A 17,039-nucleotide genomic window follows, 5' to 3' on the forward strand; every position below is an offset into this window, starting at 1 on the left:
TATAGCGGGATCGACGGCGAGCGGCTATGAAATCACATTAGCAGACACACCGCGAAAATTTACTGGTCATCTCTTTGCAAGCCTGACGTGATCCCTCGCAAGGCTCGAACGGCGGTTATCTGTACAAGGTATTCGTCCATATTTGCAAAGTCATAAGCGCCAACGAATTTAATCAGGTACAGGCCCTCCAGTAGTTCGACAGAGACGGGTGACGCGTCCATTTTTGCAATCGCGGATGTGTGATGTTCTGAGTTCCGTATCCGTTGAAGCTCCCTGTTACGTTGGCAATATTCGGGATGCGATCGACGATAATTTCGCCAATAATCGGGGTGTCGGGCCTGCCAGTCTGACTGGGCGCGCTGCTGGTTGACCAGATAGTCAGAATCGGTGTGCAACTTCCGCTTGTGCCACTCGTAACGCCGTTGCCGTTGGCAGACCGCGGAGGAGCAGTAGCGTTGATCGGGTATGTTTGGGCGCGGGGTGAAATCTGCGCCACAGTAAACGCAGCGTCGGCTTGCTCTCATGATTTGCTCCGTGTGCCCCGTCGCGGATGGCACCAGAGACTAGGCCTCGAGCCGCGAACTACTTCGCTGTTTCAAACTTTGTGTCGAGGAGCTGCGCCATGCCTGCAATCAGCAGAGTTTACCGTGGCTGCGAAATGGAAATTTCAATCGACGAAGACCCTTCGATGTGGAGAATCACGATAGTGATTACCCCGCTTGACGGGGTTGAGCTCATCACGCCGTTTGAGGTCAAGCACATGAAGCTGCCCAAGGAGGATACGTTGCCCATAATCCGAGCAATGCTCATTTCTGAAGCATGCCTCGCAATTGACGATCGAATTGTGGGCGGCTAGCGAGGAACCAAATCACGGGGGGCAGTAGTCCCGTCGAGAGGTGAGTGTGCGTCAGCTTTGGCGCCACAGTTCTGCGACTGTGCGACGAAGTTGACGCGACTGACATACCGCCGTGCCAAAGCAGTAACCCTTTGGCGGCGTGCGAAGGAGAATAGGCCTTGATATTCAAGGCTTTTTTCTTTTTCGGCGATTATCTAATGGACGATGCCAGTTATCGCCTAAAGCGGGCAACGTCCTAGAGCCCAATCCGAGTCTGCACTAAGCGCTCGACAGGCCGCTTCTGATAGCACAAAGGCGGGAAGTCGCGTAAAATCCTAAACCCGCGCACTGCGGCTCAAAGACAAACCGGCGAGTCGGCAGGGGGCGAATTTTCGTCACATCGTTACTACCAGCATGCAGTTTCCGCCATCCGGTGGGGCCGGCTTCAGAACGGCGTCCACCGTCTCATAAAAAGGACCCGTTTTGGACAATAAGCTTCGCAAAACTATTGAAAATCTAGTGCGGCTCGACGCCGAACATCGCCATCGTGAAGACGACGAGTATCCCGAAGTCATCACGTTTGGAGGCAACGACTCCTCGGGCGCGAAGGCCGTTGCCTCCGTCCTTCGCAGTAGCCCCAATCCCACCATCGCTGTTCTCGAAAGGCTTACCAAGCCCGAACTGGCCTACATCATGGCCTTGATGTATTTCGGTCGGGGCGACGCCGGTGATGATTTTCAAAGGGCGCGCAAACTCGCCGCCGCTGAAATGAACGCGACAGCCGTTCTGTATTTGGCGCAAAAGCCTTTGTCGAAGTATCTGCCCGACGGTATCGAGCGTCTCAAGCGGCTGGGGCTGTAGCATTGGAGACAGCTTCACTTCGTCCGTCCGTGAGATTTTCGTTCTGCGTGACCCGAGCGTTCCCTTTGATTTCAACACATCGTAATCGCCCGTCTCCCAACACACGACCTAAGCGGCGATGAAGGGTGGAAGTGAGACCCGCGGAGTCGCGCCGCAACGAGGCGTCGAACGAGTCGCAGCGTCAACATCCGCTTCAGGCGGATGTGCGACTACTGTGGCGGTCCGGTAGGCCAGTCGCAAAAATTTTGGGTCTGCTGTCGGCCCACCTATTGGCGCTTACGGTAATAACTCATTGTTTTTATTAAACTCGTAGTCGCGTCGTCTTTGGCGCCCTACGCATCCCCAAGGCGCCAGAGTGTGTGCAACTGGCGCCACCGTTTCACGACGGTTCGACGTAACGACAATGCAGGTGCAATTGGCCTGCTTTGGTATCGAACCGGTAAGACATAAGCGGGACGGAAATTGAAAAGGCCTTGATCATTCAAGGCCTTTTCTGTATCTGGACGCAATGATCGTTTCGCGTTGATCGCTGCACATCGATCACGTCAAATCGATCAGATCACATCAATCACCAAAGGAACAAGACGTTGGCACCATCGGAACACGAGCCGCACCGCGAGGGCGGCAAGGCGGGGGCTTCTGCCCCGGGCGAACTGCGACGGACGCTGTCGGCGCGCCACCTGACGATGATCGCGGTGGGTGGGTCGATCGGGACAGGCTTGTTCGTGGCCTCCGGCGCCACCATCGCGCAGGCGGGCCCCGGTGGCGCACTGCTAGGTTATGTGCTGATCGGCATCATGGTCTATTTCCTGATGACCAGTCTGGGCGAATTGGCCGCTGCCATGCCGGTGTCCGGCTCGTTCTCGACGTACGGCGCGCGCTATGTCGAAGAAGGCTTCGGCTTCGCGCTGGGCTGGAATTATTGGTACAACTGGGCCGTCACCGTCGCGGTGGATCTGGTCGCCGCGCAACTGGTCATGGCGTACTGGTTCCCCGACATACCGGGCGTCTACTGGAGCGCGTTGTTCCTCGCCATCACCTTCGGTCTCAACGCGCTCTCGGCGCGCGGCTTCGGTGAAGCCGAATTCTGGTTCGCGCTGATCAAGGTCGTCGCCGTGCTGGCCTTCGTGGCGATGGGCGTCATGATGCTGCTCGGCATCATTCGTGGCGGCGAGACCGGTGGCCTCGCTAACTGGACCGTGGGCGATGCCCCCTTCGCGGGTGGTTTCGCCGCGCTGATCGGCGTGGCGATGGTCGTCGGTTTCTCGTTTCAGGGCACCGAACTCATCGGCATCGCCGCCGGTGAATCCAAAGACCCCGCACGCAATTTGCCGCGCGCTGTGCGTCAGGTGTTCTGGCGCATTCTGCTCTTCTACGTGGCGGCAATTCTGGTGATCGGCCTGCTCATCCCGTACACCGATCCGCATCTGCTGCGTAACGACGTGAGCGACATCAGCGTCAGCCCGTTCGCCCTGATCTTCGAGCGTGCCGGGCTGCTGGGCGCAGCGTCGGTCATGAACGCGGTGGTGCTGACGTCGATCCTGTCGGCGGGCAACTCGGGCATGTACGCGGCGACGCGCATGCTCTTCAGCCTCGCGCGCGATGGCAAGGCCCCGCGCATTTTCGGCCGCATCTCAAGCAACGGCGTGCCGATGTGGGCGCTGCTGGCGACGGCCACTGTCGCGGCCTTGTGCTTCTTTACCTTCGTGTTCAGTCCCAACGCTGTTTATATCTGGCTGCTCAACACCTCGGGCATGACGGGCTTCATCGCGTGGCTGGGCATCGCGATCAGTCACTATCGGTTCCGTCGCGGTTATATCAAGCAGGGTCACGATCTGGCCAATCTGCCCTACGTGTCGCCGTTTTTCCCGTTCGGTCCGATCTTCGCGTTCGTGCTGTGTCTGATCATCACGCTGGGCCAGAACTATCAGGCGTTCCTGCAAGACAAGATCGATTGGGGCGGCGTGGTCGCGACGTACATCGGCATTCCGCTGTTCCTTGTGATTTGGGCGGGCTACCGGCTGGTGAAAGGATCGCGCTTCGTGAAGTACCGTGAGATGAAGTTCCCGGATGCGCGGGCACGCAACCGCGCAGAGGCCCCGGCGTCTGGCGCGGCTACCGAAATCGCATAGCGCGTTTCAGTACCACTGCCGTTGCAACAAAAGTGAAGGGCCTTGATACTCAATGCCCTTCTTTTTAAATCTCACGCCTCGTAAAACAACCCGTACTCCCCGCCTGTTCGCTTGATTCGCGCGAAGCCTAGTTCGCCCAGATGCATCCCGGCGATCATCAAGCCCTCCGAACTGACCCTATCCAGAAGCCGTGATCGTGTGTCGGCTGCCATCGTCGCATCCTGATCGAAGGCGATCGTCACGTCAGGCCGTTGAATCTGGATATGCGGGAAATGAACGATGTCGCCCCAGACCAGCACGCCTTGATTACCGGATTCGATGAGATAACCGGTGTGCCCGTCCGTATGCCCCGGTAGCGGCATCGCGCTGATCCCCGGCAGCACATCGCCGGCATCGAACGTACGAACTCTCTCGCGATAGCCGTCGAAGACCTGACGCGCGATCAGGAAATTACCGCGTGCCCGCTCGCTGGCCCGACTCAGGTTGCCGTCGTCCTGCCAGAACTGGATCTCCCGCTGATGCACCACAAGCTCTGCGTTCGGGAAGGCAGTTGCCCCGTCGGCATTCACCAGCCCCCCAACATGATCCGGATGCGCATGAGTCAACAAAATGGTGTCGATCGAAGACGGCTCGATGCCGGCAAGCATCAAGTTGGTTTTCAATCGGCCGCCCCATTGCTTGATACCACCCGCCCCGCCATCGATGAGAATAGTGCGGCCCGCGCCGCGCACCACGTAACAGTTGATATGCACCGCGTCGGGCGCCTTCTGTCCGGCATCACTCTGGATTCTGGCGGCGTCCGAGGCCTCGATATTCGCGAGGAAGTCGAGGCTGGCGGTGAGATAGCCGTCGCTGACGGCGGTAATCGTGAATTCCCCGAGTTGCTGACTGGGAAAGATAAGGTTGGACACAGGGCAGCTCCAGAACGACTAATCGCGGGGGTGAATGTTTGGGGTTAAGGACGTTGGCGCGTCAGCGTCCGACGCAATCGCCAGAACACGAGGCGAGGCGCTTGTCAGTTGCGCCGTCATCGGCAAGTAAAGATGGACACCTTCCGCGATGGACTCGACACGCTGCGCGTCCTTCCGAGGCAACACCGCAAGCCAACGTCGCACCGGAAACATCTCCAGCGCAACGGCGTGCATGGCCAGCGGTTTAAGCCCCATTTGAATCAGCGGCTCAGGCCCAGTCGCACAAAGCGCGAGAATCTCGTCGTCATTCACCGCCGGGGCAAGACCAATGCCGTCATACAGATTGCGATGCCAATCCGTGATGTGTTCCTGCCACTTCGCGAAGTTGCCGCCGCCCTTCCGGCGATACTCCTCGCCCGTCAAAACATCGAGCCCATCAATCGTGTGGATGGCCAGATAAACGGGGCAGCCGTCGCTGATCGCCTTGAAGCGCTGCGACGTGTGAAAGCCCGTGACCGAGATGAGCGCGGGCAGCTTTTCAAGGCTGTAGAAGTCATTCCATTCGGCTTCGCTTTCGGCGTCGGCGAAGCTGCATTCCACGGTATAGAGCATCAGATGGTCCTTAGTGACTGATGAGCATTCGCCGGTGAGAAAACGCATGCTCATTGCATTAACGTAATGCTAATCTGATGCTTTCGGCCTTCACATCGATATAAAGTCAGCCTTCAGTGATGTTTGATCAAGCTGACATCGCGCACAGGCCAATCCGCGAGACCCTCATGCGACGCAAGATCCCAAGCAATTCCGCGCTCCAAGCCTTTGAGGCCGCGGCCCGACACGGCAGCTTCGCCCGTGCGGCGGATGAGCTAGCGTTGACCGAAGGCGCTGTTAGCCGCCAGATCGCCCGATTGGAGGCGTTTCTGGGCGTCACGCTTTTCGAGCGTGCTGGAAATCGCGTGCGACTTGCCCCGAACGGCGCGCGATACGCGGTGCAGGTGCGCGAGACGCTGGATCGACTGGAACGCGACAGCCTGTATCTGATGGGCCAACCCATCGAGGGCGCGAGCATCGATATCGCCGCGAGTCCGACCTTCGCTACCCGTTGGTTAATCCCGCGCCTGAAGCATTTCCAGAACAAGCATCCCAACGTCACCGTGCATATCGCAGAGCGCATGGAGCCCTTCCTCTTCGCGGGAAGCGGTTTCGACGCGGCGATTCATTTTGACCATCCGGCGTGGGCCGGCATGCATCTGCATCCCCTGCTGGAGGAGGTGCTGGTGCCAGTGTGCAGCCCGGCGCTTCTTGCGGAAGCCGGGCCGAACACGTTGCTCGACGCACTACCGCGTCTTCACCGCCGTCAGAACCCCGACGCGTGGCAGAGTTACGCGCAGGCGACCGGCATCTTGCTGACCAACTCGGCGGTGGGCGCAAGGTTCGATCTTCATTCGATGTTGATTGAAGCCGCGCTCGCCGGTTTGGGTGTCGCGTTGGTGCCGCGTCTTTACGTTGAAACGGAGCTTGAGCAAGGTCGTCTGGTCGCACCGTGGCCCGACGCGAATGCGATTACCAAGACCTTCTGCCTCGTGCTGCCGGAACCGATCGAATTGAGCGAGCCGCCGATGCAGGCGTTTGCGAAATGGCTGCTGGATGAAGCCCGGGGCTTGGCGGTGTAAAACCGGAGGTCTTCGGCTTCGCGCTCGACGTGTATCCCACACTTCACCTGAAGCCAAAACGTCCCGCCTCGCGCCGCTCACACAATTGCCTCGACGAACTCATCGAACTAATCGACCAGATCGATCCGATCCCGACTCAACGCCGAGGCACCCGAATTGCAGCCACTGCAAACCACCACGAGCGCACCGAACACCGCCATCGACATGGCATTGCTGCTGACGCTATCCACGCTTTGGGGCGCGTCATACACGTTCATCAAGATCGGCGTCGCCACCATCCCGCCGGTGACGTTCATCGCGGCGCGAACGCTGATCGCAGGCACTGCGCTGCTGCTATGGATGCGCTTGCAACGCGTTCCCATGCCGCGCGATCCTGCCGTGTGGCGGCGCTTCTTCGTGCAGGCGCTGCTCAATAGCGTCGTCCCGTTCACGCTCATCGCATGGGCGGAGCGCTCGGTGGACGCCAGCCTCGCCACCATCCTCAACTCCGCTTCCCCGGTCCTCGCGTTTCTCGGCACGTGGCTGTTCACCCGTCATGAACCCATCACCCTTCGCAAGGGCTTGGGCGTGATCGCGGGCCTCGCCGGTATCTGCCTCGTCGTAGGCGTCAGTGCGTTCGACGGACTCGGTCACCAGCTAATCCCGCAACTGGCGATCCTGCTGGCAACGGTCTGCTACGCGGCAGCCGCGATCTATGGACGATCGTTCAAAGGGCTTTCTCCGGCGGCACCGGCGGCGGGCTCACTCATCGTTGGTGCGGTCTTGCTCGTGCCGGTGAGTCTGGTCGTCGACCGTCCGTGGACGCTTCACCCGTCTGCGGCGTCCCTCATAGCGCTGCTCGCGTTGTCGATCTTTTCGACTGCCGTCGCATTCGTCATCTACTTCCGGCTCGTGCAGACGCTTGGTTCCGTCGGCACCACGGCGCAGGCCTATTTGCGGGTGCCGATTGGCGTGGCGATCGGCATCGCGTTTCTTGGGGAATCGCTGTCGACGTCCGCGTGGCTAGGGCTGGGATGTGTCGTCGCGGGCGTTGCCGCCATGACGATCCCTCCCCGGAAACCCCGCCACCAGAACGCCTGAGGCCGCCAGCGCTCGTCGTTAGCCTTCTTCTATCGACAGTCTCATCCGATAATTTCTCCCGACATCTGCATCCGTTGGCGGCCCCCGTTCGTATAGAGGGGAAATACCGCCATCGGAGCTCGCATGTTGCTCGCTGCCGCCTTCGCGTACGTCGCACTGATCGCCATCTTCACGGGGACGTGGCTGCGCCAATTGCGCACGCACAACGCCGGGATGGTCGACCCCGTCTGGGCGGCGTCGCTGGCCGGGGTCGCGGTGCTGGCTGCTGTCCTTGGTACTGGCGCCACCGTCAGCCGGGTGTTCGTGCTCGTCGCGGGCGGCCTTTGGGGGCTGCGCCTCGGCCACCACCTTTGGCAGCGAAACCACGGCCAACCGGAAGACCCCCGCTATCGCCAGTTTCGAGAGCAATGGGGCGACGCGGCGAACCGCAACATGTTCTGGTTCTTCCAGTTGCAGGCCGTGATCTCGATGGCGTTGTCGGTCGCGTTCTTCATCCCGGCGTTTCAGTCGGAAACCCCGTCATGGATCGCCCTCGCGGCGGCCATCGTCATCTGGCTGATTGCCGTCATCGGTGAGGCATCGGCCGACCGCCAACTGCGGCATTTCGTGGCCGATCCGGCCAATCGCGGACAGGTCTGCCGGGTTGGCTGGTGGCGCTATTCGCGTCATCCGAACTACTTCTTCGAATGCGTGCACTGGTGCGCTTATGCCGCGCTGTCGCTGGGCTTGCCGTGGGGCTGGCTCACGCTGCTGCCGCCGCTGCTGATCGCGGTGTTGCTGCTGAAGGTTTCAGGCGTCCCGATGCTCGAAGCACGCCTCGTGAAAACACGGCCGGGCTATGGCGAATACATGCGCACCACCAGTGCGCTTGTGCCGTGGCCGCCGAAGTCTTCGAAGCCGTCCAGCACGGACACGACCCCAACACCCCCCTCATCCCCATCAGGCCGCCAATCATGACCGCCGCCCAATCCACTCGCCCGCCGGAGTCCGCTCCCATGACCGCGATCCTCACGCAGCCACCTGCTGACACGTCGAAGCCCGCTGCTGCGACCGACGAGTCCGGACTCATCCGTTTGTGCGAACGGGGTTTCATACCCGACGTGCTGTTGCGCGCCGCCATGCGCGCCCTGATGCGCCAGCGCCTTCGCGACGAACACGCCGACGATGCCGAGCGCAGCGCGCAGGCCCTCGAAGCGCTCGTTGCCGAGCTCCGCGCCAGCCCCATCGCGATTGAGACCACGGCGGCCAATGTCCAGCATTACGAAGTCCCGAGCGCGTTCTTCGCGGCACATCTCGGACCGGCGATGAAGTACTCGTGCTGTCTTTATCCGACCGGTGAAGAAACGCTCGCACAAGCGGAAGACGCCATGCTGGCTTGCTACGCCGAGCGCGCCGGCATCGAAGACGGACAACGCATTCTCGATCTCGGTTGCGGCTGGGGATCGCTCTCGCTGTGGCTTGCCGCGCGCTACCCCTATGCACGCATCGTCGGACTTTCCAACTCGGCAGGACAGCGTCAGCAAATCGAAGCCGTCGCGGCCCAACGCGGCTTGAAGAACCTGCGCATCGTGACCGGCAACGTTGTCGATTTCGAATTCGACAACACCGTGCCCGCTGGCTTTGACCGCGTGATCTCTATCGAAATGTTCGAGCACATGAAGAACTACGACGCGTTGCTCGCCCGCATCGCCCGCTGGCTCAACGACGACGGCAAGCTGTTCGTGCACATCTTCGCGCACCGCCACCTCGCCTATCACTTCGAGAACAAAGACGGTACCGACTGGATGTCGCGACACTTCTTCACGGGCGGCACCATGCCGTCGGCGGATCTGCTGCTGCGCTTTCAAAACGACTTGCGCGTCACGCATCAATGGTGGCTGAACGGGCAGCACTACGAGCGCACCGCCAACCAATGGCTCGCGTCGCTCGACGCGGTGCGTGACCGGATTCTGCCGATTCTCGAATCCTGCTATGGCCCCGACGCCCGTGTCTGGCTGCAACGGTGGCGCATGTTTTACATGGCCGTCGCCGAGTTGTTCGGATACGCGAAGGGTAACGAATGGGGCGTGGGTCACTACCTGTTCGAGAAGGCTGGTGCATCGCGCCGCCTCGCGAAGTAACGACGGAGACCATCATGCACCCGACACCTGCCTGGCTTCCCCCGGGGCGCCGCATTGCCGTCGTAGGGGCCGGTATTGCGGGACTCGCGAGCGCTTACCTGCTCAAGCGCAGACACCGCGTCACGCTGTTCGAAGCGGCGAATTACGCGGGGGGGCATTCGCACACGGTCGACGTCACACTCGACGGCACCACCGCACCTGTGGACACGGGTTTTCTCGTGTTCAACGACCGCACTTATCCCAACCTGCTGGCGCTCTTCGACGAGCTTGGTGTGAGCGCCATCGCCAGCGATATGTCGTTCTCGGTGTCGGTAGACGGCGGCGCGCTCGAATGGGCGGGCACCAACCTGAACACGGTCTTCGCGCAGCGTAGCAATCTCTATTCGCCGAGCTTTCTGGGCATGTTGCGCGACATCCTGCGTTTCAATGCATCAGCCGAACGTCATCTCCACAACGCTGAACGCGAACGCCATTCCGTCGGTGAACTGCTCGCCGCAAATGGCTACGGTCAGCCGTTCCAGCATCACTATCTGTTGCCGATGGCCGCCGCGATTTGGTCGAGCCGCGCGGCCGATATTCTGCATTTCCCCGCGGCCACGTTTCTTCGCTTCTGCCTGAATCACGCACTGCTGCAAGTCAATCACCGTCCGCAGTGGAAGACCGTGACCGGCGGCTCGCGCGACTACGTCCAACGTATCGTGGCCACCCTCGACGATGTGCGTTTGAATACCCCTGTGCAGAGCATCCGGCGCGACGCCGACGGTGTGACGCTGATGTTCGATGGCGAGGCGCCACAGCATTTCGACGCCGTCGTTATGGCGGGGCACGCCCCCGACACGCTGCGACTGCTGGCCGATGCCGATGCGCAAGAACGAAGCACACTCGGTGCCATTCGCTATCAACCGAACACGGCGGTGTTGCACACCGACGCCCGCTTGCTGCCGCGCCGCCGCCGTGTCTGGTCGGCATGGAATTACCTGAGCAAAACCAGCGCGGCGGAGAGCGACGCGCAATCGCCTGTCTGCGTGAGCTATCTGCTCAACCAGCTTCAGGCATTGCCGTTCAGCACGCCGGTGATCGTCACGCTCAATCCGGTAGACGAGCCCGGGCCCGAAGCGACGCTGGGCCGCTACGCCTATGAACATCCGTTGCTCGATCTTGCCGCGGTCGACGCGCAGGCGCGGTTGCCGGAACTGCAAGGCCAGCGGCGCACGTGGTTTACCGGTGCATGGACGGGCTATGGCTTTCATGAAGACGGCCTGAAGTCTGCGCTGCGCGTCGCGAGAGACTTCGGCGTATCACCGCAGTGGGCCAAGCTATGAAAACCCTCAACCTGCGCGACGGCCCTGCCGCCTATCTCCTGCGCGGCAACGTCATGCACGAACGCCTGCGCCCGGCCCATCACGCATTCGACTATCCGCTGTTCCAGATCGTTTGCGACATTGGCCGTCTGGACGAATCGAAGTGCTGGTGGTTCGGTGTCGACCGCTGGGGGCCGATGTCGATATCGTTGCGCGACTACGGCCCGCGCGATGGCAGCGCACTTGAGCCGTGGATGCGCGCCCGACTTGCCGAGGCGGGCATCCCCGCAGACGGGCGCATCTGGCTGCAAACGATTCCGCGCCTCGCGGGCTACGCGTTCAATCCGGTGAGCTTCTGGTACTGCCACGACCGGCATGGCGACTTGCGGGCGCTGTACGCCGACGTGCGCAACACCTTCGGTGAGCATCACGGGTACTTGCTGAGTGCGCCCGGCCACTTCGCGATTCTGAACGGCACGGTGCTGCAATGCCGGAAGGTCTTTCACGTGTCGCCGTTCTGCGATGTCGAAGGCCGCTACGAATTTCGCGCGCGGCGTTACAAACAAAACCTGTCGGTCGCCATTGACTACTTCGATCACGACGAGGTGTTGCTGCGCACGGCGCTCAGCATGCAGGCCGAGCCGTTCACTGGCCGAAGCGTACTTCGCGCGGTGATGGCGCTGCCGTTCAATGCCATCAACGTGGTGTTGCGAATTCATTGGCAAGCGTTGCGCCTGCTGCGCAAGCGCGTGCCGTTTTATGGCAAGACGCCGCCGACGCAGGTAGCGACGACTTCTGTTGCCAATGCCGATGCGGCCAAACAACAAGCCTCGCCTTCCGATCAAGAGGTCATTCCATGATTCCGATTCGCATGCTCTCGCCGCATTCGGCGATTCCTCTGTCGGCACGTCTGTTCATGGGATTGCTCCAACGCATCCGCGTCGGGCATCTGACGCTCATAGCGCCTGACGGGACACAACACGTCTTCGGTGACCCGCACCTGTCACCCGGGGCCACACTACAGATTCTGGACTGGCGCGCTTGCCGCCGAATACTGCACGCGGGCGATATCGGCTTTGCCGAAGCGTATCGCGCGAAGTGGGTCGATTCACCAGACATCATCGCGCTGTTGCGATTGGCGATCCGCAATCAGTCGTGCGTTTCGCAAACGCTCACGGGCTCGCGACTGGCACAGCTCTGGTATCAACTTCGTCAACGGCTGCGTGCGAACACGCGCTCGGGAAGCCGTCGCAACATTCACGCGCATTACGATATCGGCAACCGCTTCTACGAGCTCTGGCTCGACGAGACGTGGACGTATTCGAGCGCGCTGTTCGAGGGCGACGAGCACCGTTCGCTGGCCGAGGCGCAAAGCGCCAAGTATCAGCACATCGTCGACACACTGAAGCTGCGCCCGGGTGCGCGTGTGCTCGAGATCGGCTGCGGTTGGGGGGGCTTTGCCGTGCATGCGGCACGTCAGGGCATTCACGTGCACAGCCTGACGATCTCGCAGGCGCAGTTCGAGATCGCACAGCAACGCATCGCGGACGAAGGGCTTGGCGCGCTCGCCGACATCGTGCTGATGGACTACCGCGACGTGCAGGGCCAGTTCGATGCAGTCGTGTCGATCGAGATGTTCGAAGCGGTCGGTGAGTCGTTCTGGCCCGGTTATTTCGCGACGCTCAAACGATGCCTTAAACCGGGTGGTCAGGCCTTGGTGCAATCGATCACCATCGACGACTCGGCTTTCGAGGCGTACCGCGCGTCGGGCGATTTCATCCGCGAATTCATCTTCCCCGGTGGCATGCTGCCGAGCGCAGAGCGCTTCGTGAAAGCCGCGGATGACGCCGGCATGAAAGCGGCGGTCACGCTGTCGTTCGGGCTCGATTACGCGCGGACGCTAAACCTCTGGCGCGCTGCCTTCGAAGCGAATCTCGACGAGGTGCGCGAACAGGGCTTTGACGACACCTTCATCCGGACATGGCGGCTGTACTTGCAGTACTGCGAGGCGGCGTTCATGGAGCATCGCATTGATGTTCGGCATTTTCTTGTGAGTGCGTGACCTTGATATGCGATCGCACTTCGCGGCCTACTTATCGAGCGCGTGCGCGCAGGCGTCGTTGTGACCGCCATCGCACGACGCTCGCAAGTCGGCGTCTATGCCATCGCCGGCCAGATCGGCTGGTTCGCGTGCGTGCTTGGCGCAGCGCACGGTAAGGCTTGGATTGGGGCCTTGGTTGTCGCCGTACTGGCTTGCGCTCATTTGGCGATTACGCAGACCCAACGGCGCGAACTCTTGTTCCTATGCCTCGTGACGATCTGCGGCTGGACGTGGGAGTGCGCTGTGGTGCGCACCGGCTGGCTTCGGTATCCGGGGGACGCGGCAACTGCCTATGCCCCCTACTGGATGGCGAGTCTGTGGCTGCTCTTTGCTTTGCAGATCAACGTGGTGTTCCGCTGGCTTCGCGGTCGATGGATGATTGCCGTGCTGCTGGGCGGCATCGCCGGGCCATTGTCGTTTCGTGCAGGGGCAGCGCTCGGAGCGGCGCATTTGATCGCACCGGTTGCTGCGTTGGCACTCATTACTGTCGGTTGGATGGTGTGGCTACCGGCGCTCGTCTGGTTCGGCGAGAAAACGGACGATGCAGGCCCCGCGAGGGCAGCGTCGTCCACGTGATGACAGGCCTTGTCTCAAACATCGATGGACGGTATCGCCGTCAATCCAAGATGTAGCGCCGTCTCCGGCCGCAGCGTCACGTGCATGCGCGGCTTGGGAGCTTCCATGCCTTCAGGCACCGACAGTGTGAAGCGCTGCAAGATCATGGCGGCGATCACGATGATTTCAGTGGTCGCCAGATGCTGCCCGAGACATACACGCGGCCCGGCACCGAAAGGCATATGGGTGCCGCGCGGTGGCGCCGGTGCATCGCTCGCGAATCGCTCCGGGCGGAACGCCGTGGGCTCGGCAAACGATCGCGCGTCGTGCTGCAACAACTGCACCGGCAACATGAACAACGTGCGCGCCGGGAACTGCCACGGGCCCAGCGTGATGGGACGTGTCGCACGACGACTGAGCAGGGTCGGCGCCGCAGGATACAAGCGCAGCGTTTCGTCGATCGTCTGCGAAAGATAACGCAGTGCAGGCCGGGTCTCGGCTGTCGGCACAATCTCACCCGCTGAACCCAACACACGAATCACCTCCTCGCGGGCGGCTTCTTGCATCGCCGGATTCGAGGCCATGCACCACGCCCACCAAGTGAGCGTGCCTGCCGTTGTTTCGTGTCCAGCGAGGAACGTCGTCATGCATTCGTCGCGCACTGCTTGTAATGACCACGTCTGCGGGTCCTCTTGATGCAGTCGAAGCAATCGCGACAACAGGTCGTCAGGCCACGCGTCGGGAGGCATCGCCAGACGCGCGTTCACATGACGATCAATCAATCCCTTCAGCCCGCGAACGGCGTGCCGCTTCTCGCGCTTCCATGGCATCCAGTCGGGCCAGCTCGCGGGCCAATAAAACTCCGCATCGGCGGCTTCGCTCGCGACGCGCAGCGCACGCTCCGCCATGCGTGCCTCGTCACCGATTTCGCCTGAAAACACCTGCCGCATGATCACGTCCATTGTGAGCGAGGTCAGCGCGCTTTCGATGGACCAATGCGCGTCACGCTGCGGCCACGCGTCGAGCGCTCGCGCCGTAGCGGCCGTGATATGTGGCACGAATGTCTGCACCGACTTCGGCAGGAAATACGGTTGCAGCGTCTGCCGCTTGCGATGCCACGCTTCGCCTTCCGCAATCAGCACGCTGTGGCCGTGAAGCTGTGACATGACGGCTACACCTCGCTCCCAACGAATCAACGAGTGGTGGTGCGTGACCAGCAGCTCTCGAACGAGTTGCGGGTCGGTCACAACGACAGCATGCTCGGGCCAGAAGCGCACGTACACCACATCGCCATAAGTGCGTTTCCATTGCGCCAGCGTGCCCAGCAGGTCACCGGACATCTGCCGGAGCAGTCCCCAGCCGGTGATGCCGGCCGAGGGGCCGGGCGGCCATACACCGGGCGGATGCAGGGTCGGTGCGGTCGCTTCGGACGCCGCCGCGGCGTCGCCGTGAAACGGACATTGGGGTGGGGTTCGCGTGTTCATGGCGTGTATTTCACGCCAGCGGGCATCGCTTGTCTTGAACGGAAACGACGTTTACAACGGCCTGTGGCCGTCCCTATACTGCGGAGCCATGACCTCCCGGCTGCCATCCAACCTCTCGCCGTGTCCTGACCGCTATGCGCGCGCACCTCTGGTGGCGTGCGGCGGTCCCGTGCCGCATACGCGGCTGTATCCACCGTCGGCAGCGCTGTACGGCGCGGTGATGGCGGTGGTGTGCAGAGACATCCGGCACGTGGCGCTGACCGATGCGCAGCGCCTGTCGCACTTTCCGGCGTCTCCTGTCGTGTGCCTGACGGTCTACCAAGGCTTCGATGTCGGGCTCGTACACGACACCCCGGCGGGTCCCCGGTGGACGCCTCACGGCACGCGCGTCACCCTCTCAGGCAGCCAATCGATGCCGACGACCACATGGGCGACGACGGGCGGGCGCGGCGTCATGGTGTGTTTTCCCGCGAACGTGGCGAAGGTGTTGTTCGATGTGAACCTGTCCGTGATTCAGGATCGCTTCGTTTGCGCGTGGGAGGCATTGGCGGACGACTGGCATCCGTTCCTCGACGCCTTCGCCGACGCCCCCGATGACGCTGCGACGATGGCCGTGCTCGATCACTACCTCGGGCCCCGTTGGCAGGCCCTTCAGCCCGAACGCTCGGCGCTGACTTCGCTACGCCTCGCGGGGCAGCGCTGGGTGGAGGGGCTGGCGTTTCAGGCGCTTCAGTGGCGGCAGACGCACAGTCCGCGTCAGGTCGAGCGTCGCATCAAGATGCATACGGGGCGCTCGCTGCGCGAGTGGCAGGCGCTCGTCAAAACGGAGGGGGTGTTCTTCGCCGCCCGCGATCGGCTGGCGGCGGGCGAGGCGTTCGACTGGGCCGAGATGGCGCAGGACGAAGGCTTTGCCGATCAGGCGCACATGAGCCGGATGGCCAAGCGCATTACCGGCTTTGCGCCGACGGAATTCACCCAGCGTTATCGGGAAGACGAGTCGTTTTGGCTCTACCGGTTGTGGGTGTGACGAGCCGCACGCGACCCCCTGCACCCCCCTCCTCAACCCGGTGATTTACCGCGCCTTCACCGGCAGCCAGATCTCCAGTGATCCCGTCCCTGCCACGGGGTTGAAGTCCTCGCTGTAGCGCTCGAAATCGGGCGCATCGACGGCATCCATTCCGGACGACGGCAGCCACTGATGCCAGATCGTGTAGACGGTTTGATGCAGCAGCGAGATATGTCCCTTGTGCTCGAACACCGCGTATTGCAACGGTGCGATATCGACACATCGGAACCCTTCCGGCAACCGGTCACGGCGACTCACTTCCACGCCCGCGATGTACTCAAAGCCGCCTTCTCCATCGGGGTTGCAGCACACGCCATACGTCACGTCGCTTACCTGATCGGGGAAATTGCGGAAGTACGGATTAAAGGCTTCCCAAAGTGCCGGAATGCCCTCGTTGGTTGCGAAGGTGAAGCGGCTGCTCAAGCCGGCGACCGTTAATGCTTTGCCCGTCTCAATGCGCGGCGCGGCGAGGTCGATAAATTTGATGTCTTTCATGCGGAGTGGCTCCACGAGTCCAAGGCCGTCGAGATGGCGCCGGGCGCGCAACTGCTCGGGTGTCAGCCCGAAGAAGTCGGCGAAGGCGCGTGTGAACGCTTCGTGGGAGCTATAGCCGGCGTCGAGTGCAACGCTGAGAATATCGGGCGCATCGTTTGCCAGCGTTTGTGCAGCACGCGTCAGTCGACGGGCGCGCACATATCGCATGACAGACCAGCCCGTCGTGATCGCAAACAGACGTGAAATGGCGAAACGCGACATCTCGCTGGCGTGAGCGATATGATCGAGCGTGAGTTCGCTGCCTATCTGAATCTCGATATACCAGAGTGCTTTTCCTACCGGGGTCATAGCGCTTCCGAGAACGTTTGAGCGGACTATAGAGACTTCGCGCGACGCGCATTTGATCGTTCTTGCGCACCTGCTGA

16 protein-coding genes are annotated in these 17,039 nt (G+C 61.6%); 12 read left to right on the top strand and 4 right to left on the bottom strand.

Annotated elements, in window-relative coordinates:
• Nucleotides 1-622: 622 nt before the first annotated feature.
• The 3 genes from AT302_RS00060 (at nt 623) to AT302_RS00070 (ending at nt 3,828) form a co-directional block, all read left to right on the top strand.
• Complete coding sequence (locus tag AT302_RS00060; RefSeq protein WP_058376649.1) at nt 623-856, top strand: hypothetical protein; 234 nt, start codon at nt 623-625, stop codon at nt 854-856.
• Nucleotides 857-1,318: 462 nt separating this feature from the next.
• Nucleotides 1,319-1,696 carry a DUF3775 domain-containing protein gene (locus AT302_RS00065; RefSeq protein WP_157125641.1) on the top strand — a complete coding sequence of 126 codons (378 nt, stop codon included), beginning with the start codon at nt 1,319-1,321 and terminating at the stop codon, nt 1,694-1,696.
• Nucleotides 1,697-2,283: 587 nt separating this feature from the next.
• A complete protein-coding gene (locus AT302_RS00070; protein ID WP_058376651.1) occupies nt 2,284-3,828 on the top strand; it encodes an amino acid permease in 1,545 nt (514 codons plus the stop codon).
• 71 nt (nt 3,829-3,899) lie between these two features.
• On the opposite strand, the gene AT302_RS00075 is transcribed toward AT302_RS00070, so the two are convergent.
• Both AT302_RS00075 and AT302_RS00080 read right to left on the bottom strand, forming a co-directional pair.
• Nucleotides 3,900-4,739 (bottom strand): MBL fold metallo-hydrolase, encoded by an 840-nt coding sequence (locus AT302_RS00075; protein ID WP_058376652.1) that lies wholly within the window; start codon nt 4,737-4,739, stop codon nt 3,900-3,902.
• An 18-nt stretch (nt 4,740-4,757) separates the two neighbouring features.
• Nucleotides 4,758-5,351 (bottom strand): hypothetical protein, encoded by a 594-nt coding sequence (locus AT302_RS00080; protein WP_058379988.1) that lies wholly within the window; start codon nt 5,349-5,351, stop codon nt 4,758-4,760.
• A 167-nt stretch (nt 5,352-5,518) separates the two neighbouring features.
• Between AT302_RS00080 and AT302_RS00085 the strand changes: the two genes are divergently transcribed.
• The 8 genes from AT302_RS00085 to AT302_RS00120 all read left to right on the top strand — a co-directional run bounded on the left by AT302_RS00085 (nt 5,519) and on the right by AT302_RS00120 (nt 13,590).
• Nucleotides 5,519-6,412 (top strand): LysR substrate-binding domain-containing protein, encoded by an 894-nt coding sequence (locus AT302_RS00085; protein ID WP_058376653.1) that lies wholly within the window; start codon nt 5,519-5,521, stop codon nt 6,410-6,412.
• 204 nt (nt 6,413-6,616) lie between these two features.
• Entirely contained in the window at nt 6,617-7,492 is an 876-nt protein-coding gene (locus AT302_RS00090) for a DMT family transporter (RefSeq protein ID WP_058379989.1), read from the top strand.
• A gap of 123 nt (nt 7,493-7,615) precedes the next feature.
• Nucleotides 7,616-8,449, top strand: coding sequence for a DUF1295 domain-containing protein (locus AT302_RS00095; RefSeq protein WP_058376654.1), 834 nt, complete (start codon nt 7,616-7,618; stop codon nt 8,447-8,449).
• A 38-nt stretch (nt 8,450-8,487) separates the two neighbouring features.
• Nucleotides 8,488-9,612 (top strand): SAM-dependent methyltransferase, encoded by a 1,125-nt coding sequence (locus tag AT302_RS00100; protein WP_058376655.1) that lies wholly within the window; start codon nt 8,488-8,490, stop codon nt 9,610-9,612.
• A gap of 14 nt (nt 9,613-9,626) precedes the next feature.
• A complete protein-coding gene (locus AT302_RS00105) occupies nt 9,627-10,934 on the top strand; it encodes an NAD(P)/FAD-dependent oxidoreductase (protein ID WP_058376656.1) in 1,308 nt (435 codons plus the stop codon).
• Nucleotides 10,931-11,773, top strand: a complete 843-nt coding sequence (locus tag AT302_RS00110; RefSeq protein WP_058376657.1) for a DUF1365 domain-containing protein — start codon at nt 10,931-10,933, stop codon at nt 11,771-11,773. The genes AT302_RS00105 and AT302_RS00110 overlap by 4 nt, the downstream gene beginning before the upstream one ends.
• The gene (locus tag AT302_RS00115) at nt 11,770-12,975 is read left to right on the top strand and encodes an SAM-dependent methyltransferase (protein ID WP_058376658.1); all 1,206 of its coding nucleotides are present in this window, start codon (nt 11,770-11,772) and stop codon (nt 12,973-12,975) included. The genes AT302_RS00110 and AT302_RS00115 overlap by 4 nt, the downstream gene beginning before the upstream one ends.
• Nucleotides 12,976-13,035: 60 nt before the next feature.
• Entirely contained in the window at nt 13,036-13,590 is a 555-nt protein-coding gene (locus AT302_RS00120) for a DUF2878 domain-containing protein (RefSeq protein WP_237172030.1), read from the top strand.
• A 14-nt stretch (nt 13,591-13,604) separates the two neighbouring features.
• Here the strand turns inward: AT302_RS00120 and AT302_RS00125 are convergent, their stop codons facing one another.
• Nucleotides 13,605-14,909, bottom strand: a complete 1,305-nt coding sequence (locus AT302_RS00125) for a cytochrome P450 (protein WP_237172230.1) — start codon at nt 14,907-14,909, stop codon at nt 13,605-13,607.
• A 232-nt stretch (nt 14,910-15,141) separates the two neighbouring features.
• Here AT302_RS00125 and AT302_RS00130 point away from each other — a divergent pair, with 232 nt between their 5' ends.
• A complete protein-coding gene (locus AT302_RS00130; protein WP_058376660.1) occupies nt 15,142-16,080 on the top strand; it encodes a helix-turn-helix domain-containing protein in 939 nt (312 codons plus the stop codon).
• Between the two features lie 45 nt (nt 16,081-16,125).
• Here AT302_RS00130 and AT302_RS00135 read toward each other — a convergent pair whose 3' ends face one another.
• Nucleotides 16,126-16,962, bottom strand: a complete 837-nt coding sequence (locus AT302_RS00135; RefSeq protein WP_058376661.1) for an AraC family transcriptional regulator — start codon at nt 16,960-16,962, stop codon at nt 16,126-16,128.
• Nucleotides 16,963-17,039 lie beyond the last annotated feature (77 nt).

The organism is Pandoraea norimbergensis (genome assembly GCF_001465545.3).
Classification (GTDB): domain Bacteria; phylum Pseudomonadota; class Gammaproteobacteria; order Burkholderiales; family Burkholderiaceae; genus Pandoraea; species Pandoraea norimbergensis.

What these genes read in the sequence shown, in the direction of transcription:
- AT302_RS00060 (WP_058376649.1), top strand. Translation starts at nt 623, where the DNA reads ATGCCTGCAATCAGCAGAGTTTACCGTGGCTGCGAAATGGAAATTTCA.
- AT302_RS00080 (WP_058379988.1), bottom strand. Translation starts at nt 5,351, where the DNA reads ATGCTCTATACCGTGGAATGCAGCTTCGCCGACGCCGAAAGCGAAGCC.
- AT302_RS00085 (WP_058376653.1), top strand. Translation starts at nt 5,519, where the DNA reads ATGCGACGCAAGATCCCAAGCAATTCCGCGCTCCAAGCCTTTGAGGCC.
- AT302_RS00090 (WP_058379989.1), top strand. Translation starts at nt 6,617, where the DNA reads ATGGCATTGCTGCTGACGCTATCCACGCTTTGGGGCGCGTCATACACG.
- AT302_RS00095 (WP_058376654.1), top strand. Translation starts at nt 7,616, where the DNA reads ATGTTGCTCGCTGCCGCCTTCGCGTACGTCGCACTGATCGCCATCTTC.
- AT302_RS00100 (WP_058376655.1), top strand. Translation starts at nt 8,488, where the DNA reads ATGACCGCGATCCTCACGCAGCCACCTGCTGACACGTCGAAGCCCGCT.
- AT302_RS00105 (WP_058376656.1), top strand. Translation starts at nt 9,627, where the DNA reads ATGCACCCGACACCTGCCTGGCTTCCCCCGGGGCGCCGCATTGCCGTC.
- AT302_RS00110 (WP_058376657.1), top strand. Translation starts at nt 10,931, where the DNA reads ATGAAAACCCTCAACCTGCGCGACGGCCCTGCCGCCTATCTCCTGCGC.
- AT302_RS00115 (WP_058376658.1), top strand. Translation starts at nt 11,770, where the DNA reads ATGATTCCGATTCGCATGCTCTCGCCGCATTCGGCGATTCCTCTGTCG.
- AT302_RS00125 (WP_237172230.1), bottom strand. Translation starts at nt 14,909, where the DNA reads ATGTCCGGTGACCTGCTGGGCACGCTGGCGCAATGGAAACGCACTTAT.
- AT302_RS00130 (WP_058376660.1), top strand. Translation starts at nt 15,142, where the DNA reads ATGACCTCCCGGCTGCCATCCAACCTCTCGCCGTGTCCTGACCGCTAT.
- AT302_RS00135 (WP_058376661.1), bottom strand. Translation starts at nt 16,962, where the DNA reads ATGACCCCGGTAGGAAAAGCACTCTGGTATATCGAGATTCAGATAGGC.